The 17,677-nt window shown below is 66.0% G+C and carries 19 protein-coding genes; 9 read left to right on the top strand and 10 right to left on the bottom strand.

Features of this window, described 5'->3' with window-relative positions:
* The first annotated feature begins 39 nt into the window (after positions 1-39).
* Together ACJYUO_RS12655 and ACJYUO_RS12650 are read left to right on the top strand one after the other, a co-directional pair.
* The gene (locus ACJYUO_RS12655) at positions 40-1,344 is read left to right on the top strand and encodes an MFS transporter (protein WP_494345718.1); all 1,305 of its coding nucleotides are present in this window, start codon (positions 40-42) and stop codon (positions 1,342-1,344) included.
* A gap of 660 nt (positions 1,345-2,004) precedes the next feature.
* The gene (locus ACJYUO_RS12650; RefSeq protein WP_494345717.1) at positions 2,005-3,066 is read left to right on the top strand and encodes a zinc-dependent alcohol dehydrogenase family protein; all 1,062 of its coding nucleotides are present in this window, start codon (positions 2,005-2,007) and stop codon (positions 3,064-3,066) included.
* Between the two features lie 424 nt (positions 3,067-3,490).
* Here ACJYUO_RS12650 and ACJYUO_RS12645 read toward each other — a convergent pair whose 3' ends face one another.
* The gene (locus ACJYUO_RS12645; protein WP_494345716.1) at positions 3,491-3,736 is read right to left on the bottom strand and encodes a glutaredoxin family protein; all 246 of its coding nucleotides are present in this window, start codon (positions 3,734-3,736) and stop codon (positions 3,491-3,493) included.
* A 138-nt stretch (positions 3,737-3,874) separates the two neighbouring features.
* Here ACJYUO_RS12645 and ACJYUO_RS12640 point away from each other — a divergent pair, with 138 nt between their 5' ends.
* Together ACJYUO_RS12640 and ACJYUO_RS12635 are read left to right on the top strand one after the other, a co-directional pair.
* A complete protein-coding gene (locus ACJYUO_RS12640) occupies positions 3,875-4,885 on the top strand; it encodes a Gfo/Idh/MocA family protein (protein ID WP_494345715.1) in 1,011 nt (336 codons plus the stop codon).
* Positions 4,886-5,254: 369 nt separating this feature from the next.
* On the top strand, positions 5,255-5,470 hold the full coding sequence (locus ACJYUO_RS12635) for a hypothetical protein (protein ID WP_006432768.1): 216 nt from the start codon (positions 5,255-5,257) through the stop codon (positions 5,468-5,470).
* 118 nt (positions 5,471-5,588) lie between these two features.
* Here ACJYUO_RS12635 and gvpM read toward each other — a convergent pair whose 3' ends face one another.
* The 8 genes from gvpM to ACJYUO_RS12595 all read right to left on the bottom strand — a co-directional run bounded on the left by gvpM (position 5,589) and on the right by ACJYUO_RS12595 (position 10,301).
* Positions 5,589-5,909 carry a gas vesicle protein GvpM gene (gene gvpM, locus ACJYUO_RS12630; RefSeq protein WP_494345714.1) on the bottom strand — a complete coding sequence of 107 codons (321 nt, stop codon included), beginning with the start codon at positions 5,907-5,909 and terminating at the stop codon, positions 5,589-5,591.
* Complete coding sequence (gene gvpL, locus ACJYUO_RS12625) at positions 5,906-6,865, bottom strand: gas vesicle protein GvpL (protein ID WP_494345713.1); 960 nt, start codon at positions 6,863-6,865, stop codon at positions 5,906-5,908. The genes gvpM and gvpL overlap by 4 nt, the downstream gene beginning before the upstream one ends.
* Positions 6,862-7,206 carry a gas vesicle protein K gene (locus ACJYUO_RS12620; RefSeq protein WP_494345712.1) on the bottom strand — a complete coding sequence of 115 codons (345 nt, stop codon included), beginning with the start codon at positions 7,204-7,206 and terminating at the stop codon, positions 6,862-6,864. The genes gvpL and ACJYUO_RS12620 overlap by 4 nt, the downstream gene beginning before the upstream one ends.
* Complete coding sequence (gvpJ, locus tag ACJYUO_RS12615) at positions 7,203-7,796, bottom strand: gas vesicle protein GvpJ (RefSeq protein ID WP_494345711.1); 594 nt, start codon at positions 7,794-7,796, stop codon at positions 7,203-7,205. The genes ACJYUO_RS12620 and gvpJ overlap by 4 nt, the downstream gene beginning before the upstream one ends.
* An 86-nt stretch (positions 7,797-7,882) precedes the next feature.
* Positions 7,883-8,824, bottom strand: coding sequence for a hypothetical protein (locus ACJYUO_RS12610; protein WP_494345710.1), 942 nt, complete (start codon positions 8,822-8,824; stop codon positions 7,883-7,885).
* The gene (locus ACJYUO_RS12605; RefSeq protein WP_494345709.1) at positions 8,821-9,420 is read right to left on the bottom strand and encodes a DUF7127 family protein; all 600 of its coding nucleotides are present in this window, start codon (positions 9,418-9,420) and stop codon (positions 8,821-8,823) included. The genes ACJYUO_RS12610 and ACJYUO_RS12605 overlap by 4 nt, the downstream gene beginning before the upstream one ends.
* A complete protein-coding gene (gene gvpF, locus ACJYUO_RS12600) occupies positions 9,421-9,675 on the bottom strand; it encodes a gas vesicle protein GvpF (protein WP_494345708.1) in 255 nt (84 codons plus the stop codon).
* Positions 9,676-9,677: 2 nt separating this feature from the next.
* Positions 9,678-10,301: a GvpL/GvpF family gas vesicle protein gene (locus tag ACJYUO_RS12595; RefSeq protein ID WP_494345707.1), complete on the bottom strand. Its 624-nt coding sequence runs from the start codon at positions 10,299-10,301 to the stop codon at positions 9,678-9,680.
* A gap of 382 nt (positions 10,302-10,683) precedes the next feature.
* Here ACJYUO_RS12595 and gvpA point away from each other — a divergent pair, with 382 nt between their 5' ends.
* The 4 genes from gvpA (at position 10,684) to ACJYUO_RS12575 (ending at position 13,339) form a co-directional block, all read left to right on the top strand.
* Positions 10,684-10,971 (top strand): gas vesicle protein GvpA, encoded by a 288-nt coding sequence (gene gvpA / locus ACJYUO_RS12590; protein ID WP_494345706.1) that lies wholly within the window; start codon positions 10,684-10,686, stop codon positions 10,969-10,971.
* A gap of 6 nt (positions 10,972-10,977) precedes the next feature.
* Positions 10,978-12,003 (top strand): gas vesicle protein GvpN, encoded by a 1,026-nt coding sequence (gene gvpN / locus ACJYUO_RS12585; RefSeq protein ID WP_494345705.1) that lies wholly within the window; start codon positions 10,978-10,980, stop codon positions 12,001-12,003.
* Between the two features lie 57 nt (positions 12,004-12,060).
* Positions 12,061-12,600 carry a gas vesicle protein GvpO, halophile-type gene (gene gvpO / locus ACJYUO_RS12580; protein WP_494345704.1) on the top strand — a complete coding sequence of 180 codons (540 nt, stop codon included), beginning with the start codon at positions 12,061-12,063 and terminating at the stop codon, positions 12,598-12,600.
* 388 nt (positions 12,601-12,988) lie between these two features.
* Positions 12,989-13,339, top strand: coding sequence for a CHY zinc finger protein (locus ACJYUO_RS12575; RefSeq protein WP_494345703.1), 351 nt, complete (start codon positions 12,989-12,991; stop codon positions 13,337-13,339).
* Between the two features lie 30 nt (positions 13,340-13,369).
* Here the strand turns inward: ACJYUO_RS12575 and ACJYUO_RS12570 are convergent, their stop codons facing one another.
* Positions 13,370-14,734, bottom strand: a complete 1,365-nt coding sequence (locus ACJYUO_RS12570; protein ID WP_494345702.1) for a winged helix-turn-helix transcriptional regulator — start codon at positions 14,732-14,734, stop codon at positions 13,370-13,372.
* Between the two features lie 141 nt (positions 14,735-14,875).
* On the opposite strand from ACJYUO_RS12570, the gene mutS reads away from it, so the two are divergent.
* Positions 14,876-17,635, top strand: a complete 2,760-nt coding sequence (mutS, locus tag ACJYUO_RS12565) for a DNA mismatch repair protein MutS (protein WP_494345701.1) — start codon at positions 14,876-14,878, stop codon at positions 17,633-17,635.
* Positions 17,636-17,677: the final 42 nt, after the last annotated feature.

Below are 17,677 nucleotides of genomic sequence, written 5' to 3'. Positions count from 1 at the left end.
TGGCGTCAGTATGGACGATCGAGAAGGACGGCAGCGACCATGAGCGAGGGGTCGACGAGGGAGAGCGACTATACGTCCGGTGAGATCCGGACAATCGCGCTCGCGGTCATCTCGGGAATCTTCTTCGGTGGCGTCGCAACCGGCGTCGCTTTCCCCACCTTGCCGTTGCTCGACGAAAAACTCGTCATCTCCGCGGTCATGCTGAGCGTCATTCTCTCGGCGAACCGCATTGCCCGGCTGGTCATGAATACGCCCGCCGGGACGATCATCGACCGCGTCGGCGCGCGGACCCCGATGATCTTCGGACTCTTCACCCAAGCACTCGCACCCTTTGGCTACATCGCCGGCCTGAACGCACCGCCAACCGTCATCGGCTCGCTCCCGGTGTTCGGCGAGGTGTCGCTGCCGGGGCTGATCTTCGTCCTCTCGAGGCTCTTCTGGGGGGTCGGCAGCGCCTTCGTCTTCATCGGCGCGTTCGCGACGATTACCCACGTTACCACCGCGGCGAATCGGGGCCGGTGGGTGGGCTACATGCGCGGCGGCCAGTCGCTCGGGTTCCCGACCGGACTCATCGTCGGCGGTGTCCTGACTGATATCGCCAACATGCAGACCGCGTTTCTCGCCGCGGGCGTGCTCGCGCTGATCGCCGGCACGATCGCGACGCTCGTCCTCCCGGACGTCCACGGCGGCGCGGAGAGCCAGTCCGCGGGCCTCCGCGAACTCCCGTCGCTGCTCGCCGGTCGCCCCGTCGTCCTCCTGATCGGGTTCGGGAACTTCACCGTCCAGTTCCTCTGGGGCGGCGTCATCCTCTCGACGCTCGCCCGCTATGCGAACGTCTACGACCTCGAGATCGCCCTCCTCAGCGCGGCGGGGGTAAGCGGCGTCGTCATGGCACTCGGCGTCCTCACCTCGGGGGCGACGACGCTTGGCACGAGCTGGATTTCGGACCGGATGAGCGATCGCACGCTGTTGACGATCCCGGCGTTTCTATCGATGGGCGCGGGATTCCTGCTCATCGGCTACGTCCCCGCGATCGAAGCGTTGCTCGCGGCGATCACCCTCATCGGCGGCGGGATGGGCGTCGCAGCCCCTGCGCTGATGGCGATCTTGGGCGATGTCACCCCTGGCGACGAACTCGGACGGATGGGCGGCGTCTACAACGTGATGGGCGATATCGGTCTCAGCCTCGGCCCGCTCGTCGCGATTCCGGCTGTCGACGGCTGGTTCGGCTACCAGTGGACGTACGTGCTCTGTGCCGTGCTCGTGGCGAGCTGCCTGCTGGTCGTCTCACTCCCGCTGTTGCGCGATCCCGCGGTTACGACCGCCGCGGTGAAGGCGGATTGAGCACGTTACGGACTCCGTCGTGGCGGTCGGTACGTACTGCTGGCAGATCCTCTTGAAAACTATATGATGGTAAGTAACTAAGGTCTTAGATTGAACATATTTGTCTGGGCCGGTCGCCGGTGTCATTTATCCCAACGCTTTACTACTCGAACACAGCTCTCATAGCGTTCTAACACACGAAATAGCGATTGAGACGGTGACGTTCGGTTGCCGAACGATCGTTTCACTCGAGTCGTGATCCGGAACGACCAATACTCCGGCAGAGATGGCCGTCTGAACCGATACGGGTTGAAATCCACATACTAGTCGTGCCTGATCTTGAATTATTAGAATCAAATATGTCGACTATATTTTTATTATTAGTGACTGTTACATATGCGACAATCACGAACGACAGCGCGCCGATCTCGAGTCCGGCCAGAGACGGACTAAACGAGTCGTACGATAGATCAGATCGACCGTCCAACTCGGATACCTCTGCTGTCTTATTCATTAGCGATTCGTTGTTACCGCCCTCTCTGGTCTCTTCGTATTTAGTCCGGAAACGGCCTGTGCTGACAACTGGCCGTTAGAACAACAGTAGAAAACCCACGGTATGTTTATGACAAATCTAACCCAATTCGGCCACACTTTTATATTCGTTGGCACTACCCGTAGACCATGAAAGCGGCCGTAATCGAGGAACATGGGGAACCGCTCGCGGTCAAAGACGTCGACTGCCCGGAGCCGGCTCCGGATCAAGTCATCGTCGAAACCGAAGCTTGTGGCGTCTGCCGCAGCGACTGGCACGCGTGGCAAGGCGACTGGAGCTGGATCGGTGCTGGCGTTCCGGAAGGCCAGATCCTCGGCCACGAGCCCGCGGGCATCGTCTCAGCCGTCGGGGACGACGTCGAAACGCTCGAGGAGGGCGATCGCGTGGCGGTGCCGTTCCACCTCGGCGACGGGACCTGTACGCACTGCCGCGAGGGGCGTGCGAACAACTGCGAGACGGTCATCCCGCTCGGCCTGTCGGAGTACGCACCGGGGGCGTTCGCGGAGGCGTTCCCCGTCCGAGAAGCCGACTTTAACTGCGTGAAACTCCCCGACGAGGTCGACTTCGCCGAGATGGCCGGGCTGGGCTGTCGGTTCATGACGGCCTACCACGCGCTGGCCGACCGCGCGAACCTCCGCCCCGGTGACTGGGTCGCCGTCCACGGCTGTGGCGGTGTCGGCCTCTCGGCGATCCACATCGCACAGGCCCTGGGCGCACACCCGATCGCGATCGACGTCCTCGACAGCAAACTCGAGCGAGCCGCGGAACTCGGAGCCGTCGAGACGATCAACAGCACTGAGGTCGACAGCGCGCCCCGGGCGGTCAAGGCACTCACCGGCGACGGTGCCGACGTCTCGATCGACGCACTCGGGATCGCCGAGACCTGCCAGAACTCGGTCAACAGCCTCGGAACCCGCGGCAGCCACGTCCAGGTTGGACTGACGACCGGCGAGGAGCAGGGCCAGATCGACCTCCCCGTCGACGTGATGACGATGCAGGAGATCGACTTCCACGGCTCTTTCGGCATGCCACTGGTCCGCTACGAGGAACTGTTCAACCTGATCGCACAGGGGACCCTCGAGCCGAGCAAGATCATCGGTGAGACGCTGTCGCTCGAGGAGGCACCGGAGACGCTGGCCTCGATGGACGACTACGAGACGGTCGGCATTCCGGTCATCACGGAGTTCTGAGCGGGATTCGGGGTTCGAAATCGCACGACCGCGATCGACCGCGCTGTTTCTTCCGACGTGAGCTACCGGCTGTCGGGTGTGAGTACATCGAGAACCCGGAGCCGTCGCTGTCGGTCGATCGTGAAACCCGGGCGGGGCGGGAACCGCCCTGGGCGTGAGAGACATGAGCGTACTCGAAGTGGGGGCGAGACCACGTCCGAGCGATCCGGGCATGAACGCACGCAATCGGCTGGTCAGCGCGTCGCGTCGGCCGAGCGTGTACCCGGCGGGGTCGTTCCTCCCCGCATGGTGGCAAATGTGCGGTCCGGGTATTGTTATGCGGCCGTTTGGCTCCCGGTAGCGTTCCCGGTCCGATCGCAGGCACCGTCTACCCCGACCGTAGCCCCGTGCTACGGGTCGATTTATCGCGTGTGCCGACTCGCGGTCAGGCGAGTGTTCGCTCGACGTACTCGAGGATGTTCTCCGACTCTGCCATCGTCACGCCGTGGTCCTGGTCGATGAGCACGGGGACGGCCCGCTGCCCCGAAACTCGCTTGACCTCGTCCCGACCCGAGTGAAGCGCCGGGACCTCCTCGCGCTCGTAGTCGATCCCCGCCTCCTCGAGGCGGTCGGTGACGGCCTCGCAGTACGGACAGCCCTCGAGGACGTACATCGTGATGTTGCTTGCCATACGGGGAGTTCCCGGCGCGGACGGAAAGGGTTAGCGGCGGGTCGCCGCGATGGGCCGGAAACGACTGCCGCCGATCCGGCAGCGATGCTTGCCTGCGACGACTCCAGAAGGATACCACTGGAAATCGTGGGGCACCGTATGAGCGACGGCGCGACGCCACGGCCGCTTCGGCTCGGTATCGTCGGTCTGGGATACATCGGGACGACAGTCGGAGGTCAGTTCCACCGCCATCCGGACGCCACCGTCCGAGCACTCTGTGACCTCGATCCGGATCGCCTCGAGCGGGTCGGCCGGGAGTTCGATGTGCCCGATGACCGCCGATATGCCGAGTACACGGCGATGCTCGAGGACGGAGTCATCGACGCGGTTCTCGTCGGGACGCCCCACACGCTGCACTACGAGCAGGTCGTCGCCGCTCTCGAGCGGGACTGTCACGTCTACTGCGACAAACCGCTGACGACCGACCTCGAGCGGGCTCGCAACCTCGCGAATCGGGCCGAACGGAGCGACCGGACCGTCATGGTCGGCTATCAGCGCCACCTCCAGACGGCGTTTCAAACGGCCCGCAACCGGTTCGCCGACCGCGAGCCGACGTGGCTGACCGCCTCGATTACGCAGGACTGGATCGACGACTCGCGGGGCACGTGGCGGCTCGATCCCGACCTGTCCGGCGGCGGCTTCCTGTACGATACGGGCAGTCACGTCCTCGATGGCGTCTGCTGGACGACCGGCCTCGAGCCGGAGTCGGTCGCCGCGAGCATGGACTTCCACGACGACGAAAAGCGGGTCGACCGCCGCGCCCACCTCGACGTTGCGTTCGCAAACGGGGCGACCGGGACGTTTTCCTTCCACGGCGACGCGCCGTCGGTCCGGGAGCACGTCCACCTCTGGGACGACGAGGGCGCGGTCTCTCTGGAGGGCACCCAGTGGGGGTCCCGTGAGGTCCGCGTGATCGATTCCGACGCCGGCGAATACGTGCCGTACATCGACCCTCGCAACGAGCGGTCCCGCGCCGACGCCTTCCTCGAGAGCCTCGACGAGGGGACCGACCCGCCGGCGACGGTCCGGGACGCCCTCCGGGTGACGGCGCTGACCGAGGCGGCGTACGACGCGGCCAGAACCGGTGATCGAGTCGCGGTCGACCGTTGAGAATCGCCTCGAGAACGGCGATCGGCCGCCGGCTCTCGTCGCTCGGAGCGGGCAGGGATGCCCCGACTTTTGTCGGTCGAATCGGGTCGAAAGACGGCCACAATGGCGGCTGTTAATACCGACGTTTCAGTAGGAAAGACGGTTTTTCGTCGGGCCAATCGCTGCATAAACTGCACGTTCGAAAACCGATTTAGTCTTGCGGTTATGGGGTAGTTACCCGCGGTCGGTCGCACTTGAACGGCGGCGAGTGTCGACCGGGGCCGCCCCGTTGACCCGAGACGATTGCCGTGGCGGTAAGGGCGTTATAGTCGCGCTCCCCCTTCGGTTACAAGCCGGATAACTACAACCGGTCGTGGCTATCGAACGGGTATGATCACCTGCACTAACTGCGAGACCGCCCAGTTCCTGCAGATCACGCAGAGTCGCGTCTACTTCGAGGACGGCGAGATGATCAACGAAATCTCCGAGACCTACGAGTGTACCCTCTGTGGCGGGACGGGCCAGTACGTCTACGACGACGACAGCGACGAGGAAACCGTCACCGGCGACGTCGAACACACGACGGAGCGCCCGAAGTACGCCTGACCGCCGGCCTCGGGCAGGGCCGGCAACCAGTCCGAGGGTCGAACCGCCCCGATCGACAGCCACACCTCGCGTCTCGCAGGCTCCGGGATCGCCGCCTCGAGTCGCCCGCTCATTTGGTCTACTCGTTCCCGTCTCGATCCCCTCCGTCCTCGTGAGAACTGCCGACGCCGAGTTCGGTCATCTCCTCGAATGCTGGGTCCGGATCGGGGTCGGCGTACTGGCGGCGGCTGACGGCCGCACGCCGGCGCTCGGCGTCCCACTCCTCGAAGAGTCCGTACTCGGTCATCGTCTCCATGCCGGCGATGGCCGCCGTGAGCTTGATGCCAACGAGCGGGATCTCCGCGACCGAGACGATAACGTCCGCGCGGAGGATCGCGCCGTCCCTGAGCAACACGTCGAGCACGTCGACGAGCGCGTCGTCGTCCTTTCGCGGCCTCATGGCTGTGAGTTCGTACTGTCGCTTGCGGTCGGCTTTCCGCCGTCGTCTCCGCCGTCGAGTTCCGGCGCGAACGTGTACGGCGGCCACGGCCCGGTGAACCTGACTTCGAGGCCCTCGTTTGCGGCCACGTCGTCGAGTATCGAGCCGATCGCTCCCTCGTCGTTCTCGTGGGCCAGCAGCGTCAGGCGACAGAGCGTTTCGCCGCCGTCATCGCCGCTCGAGTCGTCCGATCCCGAGCTATCCGTCACGTCGTCGGACAGTTTCGCGCTCGGCGAGCGCTCGAGGGCGTGGACCTCCCGCGCTTTGGCGGCCAGTCGCTCCTCGAGGTCGGCGGTCAGCGACTCCCGTCGCGCGGCCCGGAGTTCCGTGAGCCGCTGGTCGAACTTCTTCTCGAGCAGGAACGCGGTCCCCTCTCCGGAGTCGCCGATCTGCTCGTCGAGTTCGCGAAGGCGCTCGTCGCGCTCGATCAGCGACTCGTCGCTGATGGGGTCGATTTCGACGACCTCGACGCGGTACTCCCAGTGGCCGGCGAGTCCGTCCAGCGCTTGCTCGAGGGTGTCAGACTCCTCGCGGAGCCACTCGCGGACGCGGTCGTCGTCGCCCCGGAGGATCGTGTCGAACTGGAACGGAATCGGGGTCCCGAAGGCCTGCCCGGCCTCGTCGACGACCGTTTGATGGCGGACGAGCCAGCGGCGGACCTGCGCGAGGTTCGCCGAGTCGTAGATGCCGTCGCAAGCGTGGACGACGGCACCGATGCCGTCCTCGACGACGACTGAGACAGACTCGCCGTCGACGCCGGTCGTCTCGAGGGCGGTTTCCTCGTCAGTTCGAACGATGCAGTAGAGGTATCGCCCCTCGTCGATCGACGGCGGCTCGGCCGACTCGCCCGCGTCGGGATTCTCGAGGCTCCCGTGTTCGGATTCCGCAGCGGGACTGCCGGAGCCGTCGCGGCTCATTCGTCCTCACCTCCGAAGACGGAGTAGCCGGGTTTACGCATGGCTGTCGGCTCGCCCTGGAGCTGCTGGATCGCGTCGTTGACCAGCCCGTCCAGATCGCCGCGGAGGTCGTCGACGCCGTCCTCGATCCCCTCGTCTTCTTTGAGCTGTTCGATCTCGGCCTCGATCGTCGCGAGCTGTTCGCCGAGGCGTTCGATCTCCTCGTCCGAGAGGTTCCCCGACTCCATGCGCCGGACCGCCTCGCGCTCGAGGGCCTCGATCAGGAGCTCGACGACGGTGATCACGAGGGTGATGAGTCCCTGGCGCGCGTCCTCGCCGTCGCCGACATCGATCGTGCTCACGACCTCTCGCCCTCCGTTTCGGCCTCCGCAGTGGCCTCGTTCTCTTCGGCGTCGCCGTCGTCTGATTCTGACTCGTCGTCGCTCGAGGCAGCGCCTGACTCGGCGTCGTCGCTGAGCAGGTCGAAGCCGCCGCTGGTGGGCCGGTCGGGGTTCGGTCTGGCACCGAGGCGTTCGCTCACCAGTTCCTCGTCGCCGACGGCCAGATCGCTCGCGTCGGACTCGCTGTCTCCGGTGCTATCGCCATCATCGGTGCCGCCAGCGCTCGAGTCGGACGCCGCGTCGTCTTCCGCGGTCACGTTGACGCCGCGGGTCGGATCGATCACCGGGTTCGGTCGGTCCATCTCCGCGAGTTCGGGCTCGTCGACCGCTTCGGCGACCCGTCGCATGTCCGTCCCCTCCGGGAACTCGAGGCCGTACTTCGCCGCGGTCTCGAAGGAGGCGATCGCGGCCCGGACCTGTACGCCGAGCAGTTGGGTGTCGCCGATCGAGACGGCGATGTCGGCGTTGATGACGATCCCCTTGTCGAGCAGCATCTCGACGACCTCCGCGAGGTCTGCCTTCTGCCGGCTGGGCTGGAAGTCATCTGGCACGGGTCTCACCCCCGATCTGTCCGGCGTCGAGACCGGATTCGGTCGTCGCACTCGCTTCGCGTCCGCACCGTCGTCGTAGTGGTGGGTCAGTCATCGTTGGGGCTCTCCTGTCGTTGCTTGCGCCGCTGTCGTTCCCGCTCGAGTTCGAACCGGCGGCCGTAGATCCGCTTCCGAGTCGGTGCCGTCGAGAGTTTGACCTCCTGTGGGACCGTCGAATAGCGGGCACCGCCGCCGAGGTCGCGCCGTTCGGTCGGGATCGTCGCCGCCGCCGTCGGGTTCCGGGAGTTCGTGCTCGTGTCCTGCCGGCGCATCTTCTCGCGGTTGAACTCGTAGAGATTCTCGAACTCCTCGTGGGTCTCGAGCAGCGCCGAGCGGAAGGCGTCGATCCCTTCCATCGCCTGCTGCTGGATCGCCACCTGATAGGCCTCCGGGTCCTCCGCGACGTCGATGTCGCCGAGGGCTTCCTTCGCCGCGGCACCGGCGTCCATCCCCGTATCGAGGACGCCGTCCTCGTCGTCGCCGAGCAGTCCGTCGCCGTCATTCTCGTCGCCGTTCGCGATGTCCGACACTGCGTCCTCGAGCATCCCCGCGTCGTCGCCGTCCCCGAGGGCGTCCGTGGCGTCGTCGAGTTCGCGTTTCGCCTGCCACACGTCGGTCAGGTCCGCGGCGTTCCACGCGTTCAGCAGATCGATCGCGTCGAACAGTTCCGTGAAGTCGACGAGTTCAGTCACGCCGTGGTCGTCGTCGGCTAACACATCGGGAATTTCGCCGAGTTCGATCGCGTCGAGGAGTTCGTCCCCGTCGATCGCATCGGGCAACTCGCTGAGATCCATCGCCTCGAGCAGGTCGCCGACCTCCTCGGCGACCCGCACGAGGGTGTCGAGGTCGCCGACGACCGTCTCGAGGGTGTCGTCGTCGAGATCGTCGATCGCGTCGCTCTCGCCGAGGGTCTCCTCGAGCCGGCCGAGGCTCTCGGTCGCGTCCTCGAGCAGCGCGTCAAACGAGTCGCCGGCCTCGGCGTCGCTCATCCGTCGTCCTCCGTCTCGTCCGAGGGTTCGGGTTCCGACCGCTCCGGTCGGATCTGGACGGTGAGCACGCCGTTCTTGAGCACTGCGTCGGCCGTCGTCTCCCGCCATGGGACATCGACGCGGTCGAGTTCGTTTCCCTCGACGGCGATGACGAGCGTCGCGTCGTCGAAGCCAACCGTCACGTCGTCCGGGTCCGCGCCGGCGACATCGGCGGTGACGAGCAGTTCGTCCTCGTGGGTCCGGGTCGCAACGTGGTGGTCGCTCGAGGGGCTCGAGGATCGAACGCGACGCTTTCGAGATCGGTGGCTGTCGCCGTCGCCGTGGTCGTCGCCGTTCCGACCGGAGTTCCGATCGACGGAGCGATCGTCGAACGGGCCCCGATCGAGCGGCGACTCGCCCGCGAGGTCGTCGGCCGATCGGATCGAGATGTCGTAATCGAAGACCGCCCGGTCGCCCCGCCTCCGTCCCGAAGTCGAGGCCGGGCCGCTCTCGAGCGATTCCAGCGCGGACAGCAGGCTCGAGAGCCAGTGGTCGCTCTCGTAGGCGCGGTCGTCGGCCGATTCGTCGCGGTCGTCGTCGGGGTTGCTGTCGCTCATTTATCGTTTCACCTCTACGCGGCCACTCGAGAGCCGTTCGTGGACATCGCGAGCGGTTTCGAGTTCCGCCTCGAGTTCTTCCTTGCGGCGGCGATACTCCGCCTCGGAGCGCTCGCCGAGTTCGTACAGCAGTTGGTTCTCCTTGAGTTCGTCCTCGAGAGCCTCCACGTCGTACATCTCGTCGAGCGCGATGGAGTGGAGCGCGTCGACGATGCCGACGAACGGCCGGAACAGGAGGTCATCGAGGATGAACATGGTTATTGCTGGGCTCCGATTTTCACGTCGACGAAGCTGTACGGCGCGAACGGCCCGGTGTACTGGACCATGAGTTCGTCGTGGTCGTCTTCGAACGCGGCGACCGCCTCGTCGAACGTCTCGCGCTCTTCTTCGTCGACGAGATACGAGCGGTTGAGAACCAGCCGGTCACTGAACAGGTCGTTCGCGACGGACTGTGCGGCGATGGGCTCGAAGCGTTCCGCGACTTCCTCCTCGAGTGCCTCGCGGTCGATGTCGGCGTCTTCCTCGCGGACGAGTTTGAGGCCGAGCTCGACCCTGCCCTCGATGTCGTTCATCGCGCGACGGAACGCCGGTCGCGCCCCGCGAAGGACGTTCTTTAGCTCCCGGTCGCCTTCGAAGGCCATGCCGAACTGCATGGGCACGATGGTCGTGCCGCCGTCGTAGTCCATGATCTCGCGCAGGACCTCGTCGTGAAGCTGGGCGTCCTCGTCGGTCTCCTCGGGATCGGTCGTGTCGATATCGGAGACGACGGCACCGAGCCGGCGGTGGGAGATCGTGTAGACGCGGTCGGCACCGGCGACGGCGTCGGTCTCGAACTCGACGGTATCGGAATCGACGATGCCGTAGACGTACCGGTTACTCATCGATGGATCACTCGCGTAGTGTGCATGGGGTTCGGTCCTCCCTGCCCCGCGCTCATTAGTCGACGCCCGTTACTGCTCCGTCGCCGGGACCTACGGGTCGATAAACGCGTGCGTACTACGTCTCGGTCGGCGCTGGGACAGGTGGCTGACATGGGACTGCGATAGGTGGCGTGTCGCGCGGTCGAGCGGGGATCGCGACGAACACTCGAGTATCGTCACAGAGGATTCGTCGCCGCGGTGGGTTACCGTGGTGCTTGCAGTCGCAGCCCATCAGCTCGATTTGCTCAGTTCGCCCACGGACTCTCGATAGGGGCCCCGCGTCACCCGACTTGCAGTCGCAGTGCAAGCCGTGTTACGAGCCGGCGGCCAAACTGGAGACGGTATGGCACAACCGCAACGAAGACCCGACTCCTCGAGTCTGGCGGAAGTACTCGACCGCGTACTCGACAAAGGCGTCGTCATCGACGTCTGGGCGCGCATCTCGGTCGTCGGGATCGAGCTACTGACGATCGAAGCCCGCGTCGTGGTCGCCTCGGTCGACACCTTCCTGCACTACGCGGAGGAGATCGCAAAAATTGAACAGGCCACCGCAGAGGGCGACCTCGACGAACTCGAGGAACTCGAGGTCGAACCGCGTCCCGAATCGTCACCGAAGTCGGCATCGGAGTAACCCCCGATGGCCGACGACACGTCGCGCAAGCGTAAGGTCCGCGGGCGGAAGATCAGGGCCAGTCGCGAGCAGAAGGAGGGCCGGAGAGCGAAGAAAGAGCTCGCGCGAGCGGCATCGAGCGCCGGCGAACGCGACGGCGATACTCCCCTCGCCGATCCCGGCGAGGTCGTCCCCGAACCGTTCGTCGAGACCGACGCGGTCCGGTCGCTCCGAGGCCGGATCAACGGCTGGCTCGAGGCGGACCAGCCGGTCCACCTGATCGGGCCGACGGGCTGCGGGAAAACGGCGCTCGCCCTCTCGGCAGCCGCCGAACGCGGCCGGCCGGTCGTCTGGCTCAACGGCGACGAAGCCGTCGACACCGCCGCGCTCGTCGGCTCTCACGCTGGCGGCGAGCGCTACAAGGAGGACGACCGGTTCGTCAGCGGCGTCAGCAAGCAAACCGAAATCGTCCGCGAACGGTGGGTCGACAACCCGCTCTCGGTCGCGGTCCGGGAAGGCGCGACGCTCGTCTACAACGAGTTCTCGCGCAGCGACCCCACGGCCCACAACGTCCTGCTCTCGGTCTTCGAGGAGGGCGTCCTCGAGCGACCGGGGAAACGCGGCGCGGATCGGACGATCGACGTCCACCCCGAGTTCCGGGCGATCCTCACGTCGAACGACGTGGAGTACGCCGGCGTCCACGAACAGCAAGACGCGCTGCTCGACCGGTTCATCGGTGTCCACGTCAACTACTACGACGAGGAAACGGAGCGCGAGATCGTCGGCGCACACGTCGACCTCTCGGCAGACGACATCGCGACGATCGTCGCGAAGACGCGAGCGCTCCGGGACGATCTCGATATCGTCGTCGGTACCCGCGCGGCGATCACCGCCGCGAAGGGACTCGCCGTCTTCGACGGCCACGACGGCGACGGCGAGTTCGACGACGAGACGTTGACCCACGTCTTCACGGACGTCCTCGTCCCGAAAATAGCCGGCGAGAACGGCGACGACGTCGACGAACTGCGATCGCAGATCGACGAGACCGTCTGACCCGCACGGACGATCGATCGAACCGTACGGTCTCCATAACGAACCGAATCCAGACCAATGGCCGAAGCCGACGCGCAATCACGCGAGCAGTGCAAGGCACTGACGACGGACGGCGAGCGCTGCTCGCGGCCAGCCCGAGACGACGGGTTCTGCTACCAACACGACGAGAGTGATCCAACAGTGAGCGACAGTCAAGCAACCGAACAGGAGTCGGAGGAGGAACAGGCCGAAAACGACGTGGAGGAGCCACAGTCCCGCGGAACGGTCAGCATGACCGCCGACGAGATGACCGATCCGGAGGAAGTCGACAAAGATGTCGACGTCGACCAGGAGGAGATCGCCGGCATCCTCGCGGTCCGCAAGACGGTGCAGTCGACCGCCGGTCAACTCATCGGCCATGAGTTCGACGGCGTCAGCGAAATCTCGCCGACCGACGAGGGCTGGCGCGCCGTTGTCGAAGTCGTCGAACGCCGCGCCGTCCCCGACACGCAAGACATCATCGGCCGCTACGAAATCGAACTCGACACCGACGCCACCGTCCACGGCTACCGCCGACTCGACCGCTACCGCCGCGGCGACACCACCGAGTTCGAGTAAGTGGTGCGTGCTCGAGTTCGGGTTGGTGTGGGCTCGGCTCGAGTGACAACGCTGTCGCTCGCTGTCGTCTCTTTTCGTAGTGTGTTCGTTCACCGACTACGCAGCTATGAGGCATTTCTTCGATAGCGCCGCACTATTGTCCCACCTCTCCTCGAGTCAGACACGGACTGCTCTCGAGATCGATAGGGCAATACTCGCGAACACGGTACGTTGTACCTCGACTGTCGAAGCGTCATGCGTTCCACCGTCGTGATGGCGAATCCGATGTCGGTGAGTACCTCCACGAATATCCGACGATAGCCGCATCAACTCCGGATGAATCCCAACCCACGAGCCCGATCACCAACCCACCACAACACCGAAGCACCCGCCGGCCCTCGAGTCACGCGTGCAATCGATCGGCAGCCACACGGTCCACGGCGTCGAGGTCGATCCGGAAACGCGGTGCGCTCACTACGACACCGACCGCGACGTGGTCGCCTTTAAATTCGCCTGCTGCGAGCGCTACTACCCCTGTTTTCGCTGCCACGAGGAATCGACGAGCCACGAGGCCGTCCCGTGGCCGCGCGGGCGGTTCGACGAGCCGTCCGTGCTCTGTGGCGCTTGCGGGACCGCACTCACCGTTCCCGACTACCGCGCAGCCGACTACAACTGCCCGGCCTGTGACGCCCCGTTCAATCCCGGTTGTGCGAACCACGCGGAGCTGTACTTCGAGACTGACGATTCGGACTTAGAGTGAAAACTGACTCGAGAGAAACTGCAAACAGCGTCAGTCGTCGGCCGGAGCCCGCTGCGAGTCGGCCTCGGGCGTCAGCTCGTCGCGCAGCGCCGCCTCGACCCGCGCGGGCAGTTGGTTGACGATCGATCGGCCGTCCTTCTCGCGGACGACCAGCCTGTCCTCCTCGAGCGCGGCGAGGTGATGGGACACCGTACTGGGATCGCGCTCGAGTTCCTCGGCGAGCCGGCCGTTGTGTGCCTGCCCGAGGTCGGAAAGCGCCTCGAGCACGTCGCGTTTGGCCGGCTCCGCGAGGGCGGCTCGGAGTTCGGCGTCCGTGTCCTCGAGGAAGTACCGGCGCTTTCCGTTGTGCTTGATCGCGGTGACCAGGTCCTCGTCCTCGAGAATTCGGACGTGATAGCGGACCGTCGAGAGGGGGATGTCGGCCCGGTCGCTGACCCGCGAGAGGTAACAGCCGGGGTCGGCCTCGATCGTCTCGTAGATCGCCCGACGGCGGTCGTGCTCGAGCGGGTCGGAGTCGTCGTACTGGCTGTACCTGAACAGCGGAAATGCCTTCCAGAGATCCGTCCCGGCCCGCCGGAGCGATCCCGCATTGCGGAACTCGCTGAGCCACCCGATCGACGCCGCGCCCGCGCTTCCGGCGGCCCCGGACGTGCCTGCACCGCCGGCTGCCCCAGTGCTGGCCGCCGCGCCGGAGGCGGTGATTGCTCCCAGCATCCCGACAAGTACCGCATCGGTCGCCGTTTCGGTGGAACCGGGTGTCTCCGACGAGTCGGACCCGTCGTCGCTTCCGCCCGCGGAACTCGCGTTTTCGGCTGCGGACTCGTTCGCGCTCGCGCCTGTGGTATCGTCGCCGTCGGCACTCGAGGACTGGCCGTCGACGCCGGACCCGCCCTCGAGCGAGGCGTCGAGCCCGATCTCGTTCTGAGTGGTATCGACGATGTCATCCGTTCCGTCGATCGCTTCGGTTCCGTTCGAGACGGTGCCGTCGACGGTGTCTCCAGTTTCGGTGACTGTTCCGTCGACCGCGTCGGTCCCGCTCGAGACGGTATCGTCGACCGTCTCCGTCGTCTCGTTGACTGTCGCGTCGGTCGGGTCATCCGAGCCGTCACCATCGGTTGTCGCGTTCTCGAGCCGGTCAGTCGTGCTCTCGGTCGTGTTTTCGGCGGTATCGGTGGTACTGTCGGTGGTATTTTCGACAGTGTCCGTCGTCTCCGCAACGGTATCCGTCGTGTCGTCGGTCTCGAGGAAGTCGTTGAGAGCGGCCCCAGTCGTACTCGTCAGTACCGGCCCCGTACTCGATGCTCCCGCCGCGACACCCGCGAGTCCGCCGCCGAGGAGCGTCACGGCGAGGAGGCAGGCGACCACACGCATTCCGACCGACGATTCCCCGTTCATCCCGGTCGTCCGACCATCCGTGATCGACCGTAATACGCTTTTTCCGTTTCTTGACAGTCACGTAACCTGAGAGGTGGGTCTCGAGCCAGCAGCGGGGCCGATCCAGCAAGGTATTTCAGCGCCGGGCGGCCGAATTCGGGTATGGACCAGGCGCTTGGCCCGCCCGCCGCGATGGCCGAAAAGCGCGACGAGCTGACGCCCATGATGGCCCAGTATCACGACCTCTGTGCGCGCTACGACGACGCCATCGTCCTCTTTCAAGTGGGGGACTTCTACGAGACGTTCTGCGGCGCGGCCGAACGCGCCGCGCGCCTGCTCGAGATCGCCCTGACGAGCCGCGAGGACTCGACCGGCGAGTACCCGATGGCCGGCATCCCGATCGACAACGCCGAATCGTACATCGAGGAGTTGCTCGAGGCCGGCTATCGGGTCGCCGTCGCCGACCAGGTCGAGGAACCCGGCGAGACCTCGGGCGTCGTCGAGCGAGCGGTCACGCGCGTGATTACGCCCGGAACGCTCACCGAGGACGAACTGCTCGCGAGCGACGACAACAACTTCGTGGCCGCTGTCGCCCGGGGCGAGGGGGCCGCCGGCGATGCCGACCTCGCGCTCGCCCTGCTCGACGTGTCGACCGGCGACTTCCTCGCGACGAGTTCGACCTCGAGGGAGGCGATCGCGGACGAAGTGAGCCGGTTTGCCCCCGCCGAAGCCGTCGTCGGGCCAGACGCACCCGACATCTTTCCGGAGGATTGCATGGTCACACCGTACGACGCGGGCGCGTTCGACCGCGACCGCGCCGGCGCGAAACTCTCGACGTACTTCCGGAACCCCGATGCCCTGCTCGCGAGCGACGCCGAAATCCGGGCCTGCGGCGCGTTGCTCGCCTACGCGGAGTACGTCCGCGGCGGCACGCACGAGGGCGAGCGCGGTGAGGCGGACGACGGTGAGACGGGCGATAGCGAGGCGAGCGGTGGGGCAGAGATCGGCGAGGCAAACGACGACGCCGAGGACGAACCGCCATCCGCGGAAAGCGACGCACACCTCGAGTACCTCACCCACCTCACGCGGTACGATCCCCGCGAGTACCTGCTGCTCGACGCCGTCGCCCTGCGAAGCCTCGAGTTGTTCGAGCCCCGGGCCGTCCACGGCCGGGGCGAGGCCACGCTGGTCGGCGTCCTCGACGAGACCGCCAGCGCGCTCGGCGGCCGCAAGCTGAGAGACTGGCTCCGGCGACCGCTGCTCGAGCCCGACCGGATCGAGGCGCGACTCGACGCCGTCGAGGAACTCACGGGCGCAGTGCGGACCCGGGAACGACTGCACGAGCGCTTGCGGAACGTCTACGACCTCGAGCGGCTGATCGGGCGGATCTCCCGCGAGCGGGCGAACGCGCGGGACCTGCGCTCGCTACGGGACACCCTCGCCGTCGTGCCCGACGTTCGGGAGGGACTCGCCGACGCCGACTGCGAGCGACTGCGGCGGCTCCGGGAAGCCCTCGATCCGCTGGCGGACGTCCGCGAACTGATCGAGGACAGCATCGTGTCGGACCCGCCGATCGAGATCACCGAGGGCGGGGTCATCGCCGAGGGGTACGACGCGGATTTAGACGACATTCGGAGCACCGCTCGGGACGGCAAGCAGTGGATCGACGACTTGGAGGAACGGGAACGCGACCGGACCGGGATCGACTCGCTGAAGGTCGGTTACAACTCGGTCCACGGCTACTACATCGAGGTGACGAACCCGAATCTCGAGTCGGTGCCCGACGATTATCAGCGCCGCCAGACGCTCAAAAATTCCGAGCGGTTTGTCACGCCGGAACTCAAGGAGCGAGAGGATCAGATCGTCGGCGCTGAAGAGCGCGCGGACGAGCGCGAGTACGAACTCTTCTGTGACGTGCGCCACGAGATCGCCGACGAGGTCGAGCGCGTCCAAGGGCTCGCCGACGCCCTCGCGACCCTCGACGCACTCGTCTCGCTCGCGACGGCCGCCGCCCAGTACGACTACTGCCGGCCCGACATCCTCGAGCGCGACGGGAGTCAGACCCTCGAGATCGAGGGTGGTCGCCACCCCGTCGTCGAGCGCACCCAGGAGTCGTTCGTCCCGAACGACGCCCGCTTCGCGAGCGATCGACGGCTGGCGGTGATCACGGGGCCGAACATGTCTGGGAAGTCGACCTACATGCGGCAGGTGGCTCAGATCGTCCTGCTGGCGCAGGTCGGGAGCTTCGTGCCTGCGAGCGCCGCCCGGCTGACGCCGGTCGATCGGATCTTCACGCGCGTCGGAGCCAGCGACGACATCGCCGGCGGGCGCTCGACGTTCATGGTCGAGATGGACGAACTCGCGACCATCCTCCGGGAGGCCGACGAGCACTCGCTCGTCCTGCTGGACGAAGTGGGCCGGGGGACCTCGACGGCCGACGGGATGGCCATCGCGCAGGCGATCACCGAGCACCTTCACGATCGGGTCGGCGCGACGACGCTCTTTGCGACCCACCACCACCCGCTGACCGAACTCGCCGACGACCTCGCGGCCGCGTTCACGCTCCACTTCGAGGTCGAGCAACGGGACGGCGAAGTCGTCTTCCACCACGAGATCGCGCCCGGCGCGGCGACGGGCTCCTACGGCGTCGAGGTCGCGACTGCAGCCGGGGTCCCTGAGGATGTCGTCGAGCGCTCGCGGGAATTGGTCGCGGACGCGGCCGATGACGAACCGACGACTGACTCGAGCGAGAGCGAGGAACCGGCTCCCGAACCGAACAAAGTCACGCAATCACCGGCGACTGCGGACGGTGGCGACGTGCCGACCGACGTGGCCGCGGAACTCCGCGCGCTCGATCTCGCCCACCTCACTCCCGTCGAGGCGCTGACGGAACTCGATCGGCTGAAGCAACTGCTCGAGTGACGACCGGTATCCGTCGGCGAATCGTCTGCCGGCTCCCACGCC

This window comes from Natrinema sp. CRL1 (assembly GCF_059162405.1).
The sequence above is the reverse complement of the archived record's forward strand: the minus strand, read 5'-3'. Positions and strand labels throughout refer to the sequence as shown.

Coding starts and splice junctions, on each gene's coding strand:
- ACJYUO_RS12655 (WP_494345718.1), top strand. CDS start 40: ATGAGCGAGGGGTCGACGAGGGAGAGCGACTATACGTCCGGTGAGATC.
- ACJYUO_RS12650 (WP_494345717.1), top strand. CDS start 2,005: ATGAAAGCGGCCGTAATCGAGGAACATGGGGAACCGCTCGCGGTCAAA.
- ACJYUO_RS12645 (WP_494345716.1), bottom strand. CDS start 3,736: ATGGCAAGCAACATCACGATGTACGTCCTCGAGGGCTGTCCGTACTGC.
- ACJYUO_RS12640 (WP_494345715.1), top strand. CDS start 3,875: ATGAGCGACGGCGCGACGCCACGGCCGCTTCGGCTCGGTATCGTCGGT.
- ACJYUO_RS12635 (WP_006432768.1), top strand. CDS start 5,255: ATGATCACCTGCACTAACTGCGAGACCGCCCAGTTCCTGCAGATCACG.
- gvpM (WP_494345714.1), bottom strand. CDS start 5,909: ATGAGGCCGCGAAAGGACGACGACGCGCTCGTCGACGTGCTCGACGTG.
- gvpL (WP_494345713.1), bottom strand. CDS start 6,865: ATGAGCCGCGACGGCTCCGGCAGTCCCGCTGCGGAATCCGAACACGGG.
- ACJYUO_RS12610 (WP_494345710.1), bottom strand. CDS start 8,824: ATGAGCGACGCCGAGGCCGGCGACTCGTTTGACGCGCTGCTCGAGGAC.
- ACJYUO_RS12605 (WP_494345709.1), bottom strand. CDS start 9,420: ATGAGCGACAGCAACCCCGACGACGACCGCGACGAATCGGCCGACGAC.
- gvpF (WP_494345708.1), bottom strand. CDS start 9,675: ATGTTCATCCTCGATGACCTCCTGTTCCGGCCGTTCGTCGGCATCGTC.
- ACJYUO_RS12595 (WP_494345707.1), bottom strand. CDS start 10,301: ATGAGTAACCGGTACGTCTACGGCATCGTCGATTCCGATACCGTCGAG.
- gvpA (WP_494345706.1), top strand. CDS start 10,684: ATGGCACAACCGCAACGAAGACCCGACTCCTCGAGTCTGGCGGAAGTA.
- gvpN (WP_494345705.1), top strand. CDS start 10,978: ATGGCCGACGACACGTCGCGCAAGCGTAAGGTCCGCGGGCGGAAGATC.
- gvpO (WP_494345704.1), top strand. CDS start 12,061: ATGGCCGAAGCCGACGCGCAATCACGCGAGCAGTGCAAGGCACTGACG.
- ACJYUO_RS12570 (WP_494345702.1), bottom strand. CDS start 14,734: ATGAACGGGGAATCGTCGGTCGGAATGCGTGTGGTCGCCTGCCTCCTC.
- mutS (WP_494345701.1), top strand. CDS start 14,876: ATGGACCAGGCGCTTGGCCCGCCCGCCGCGATGGCCGAAAAGCGCGAC.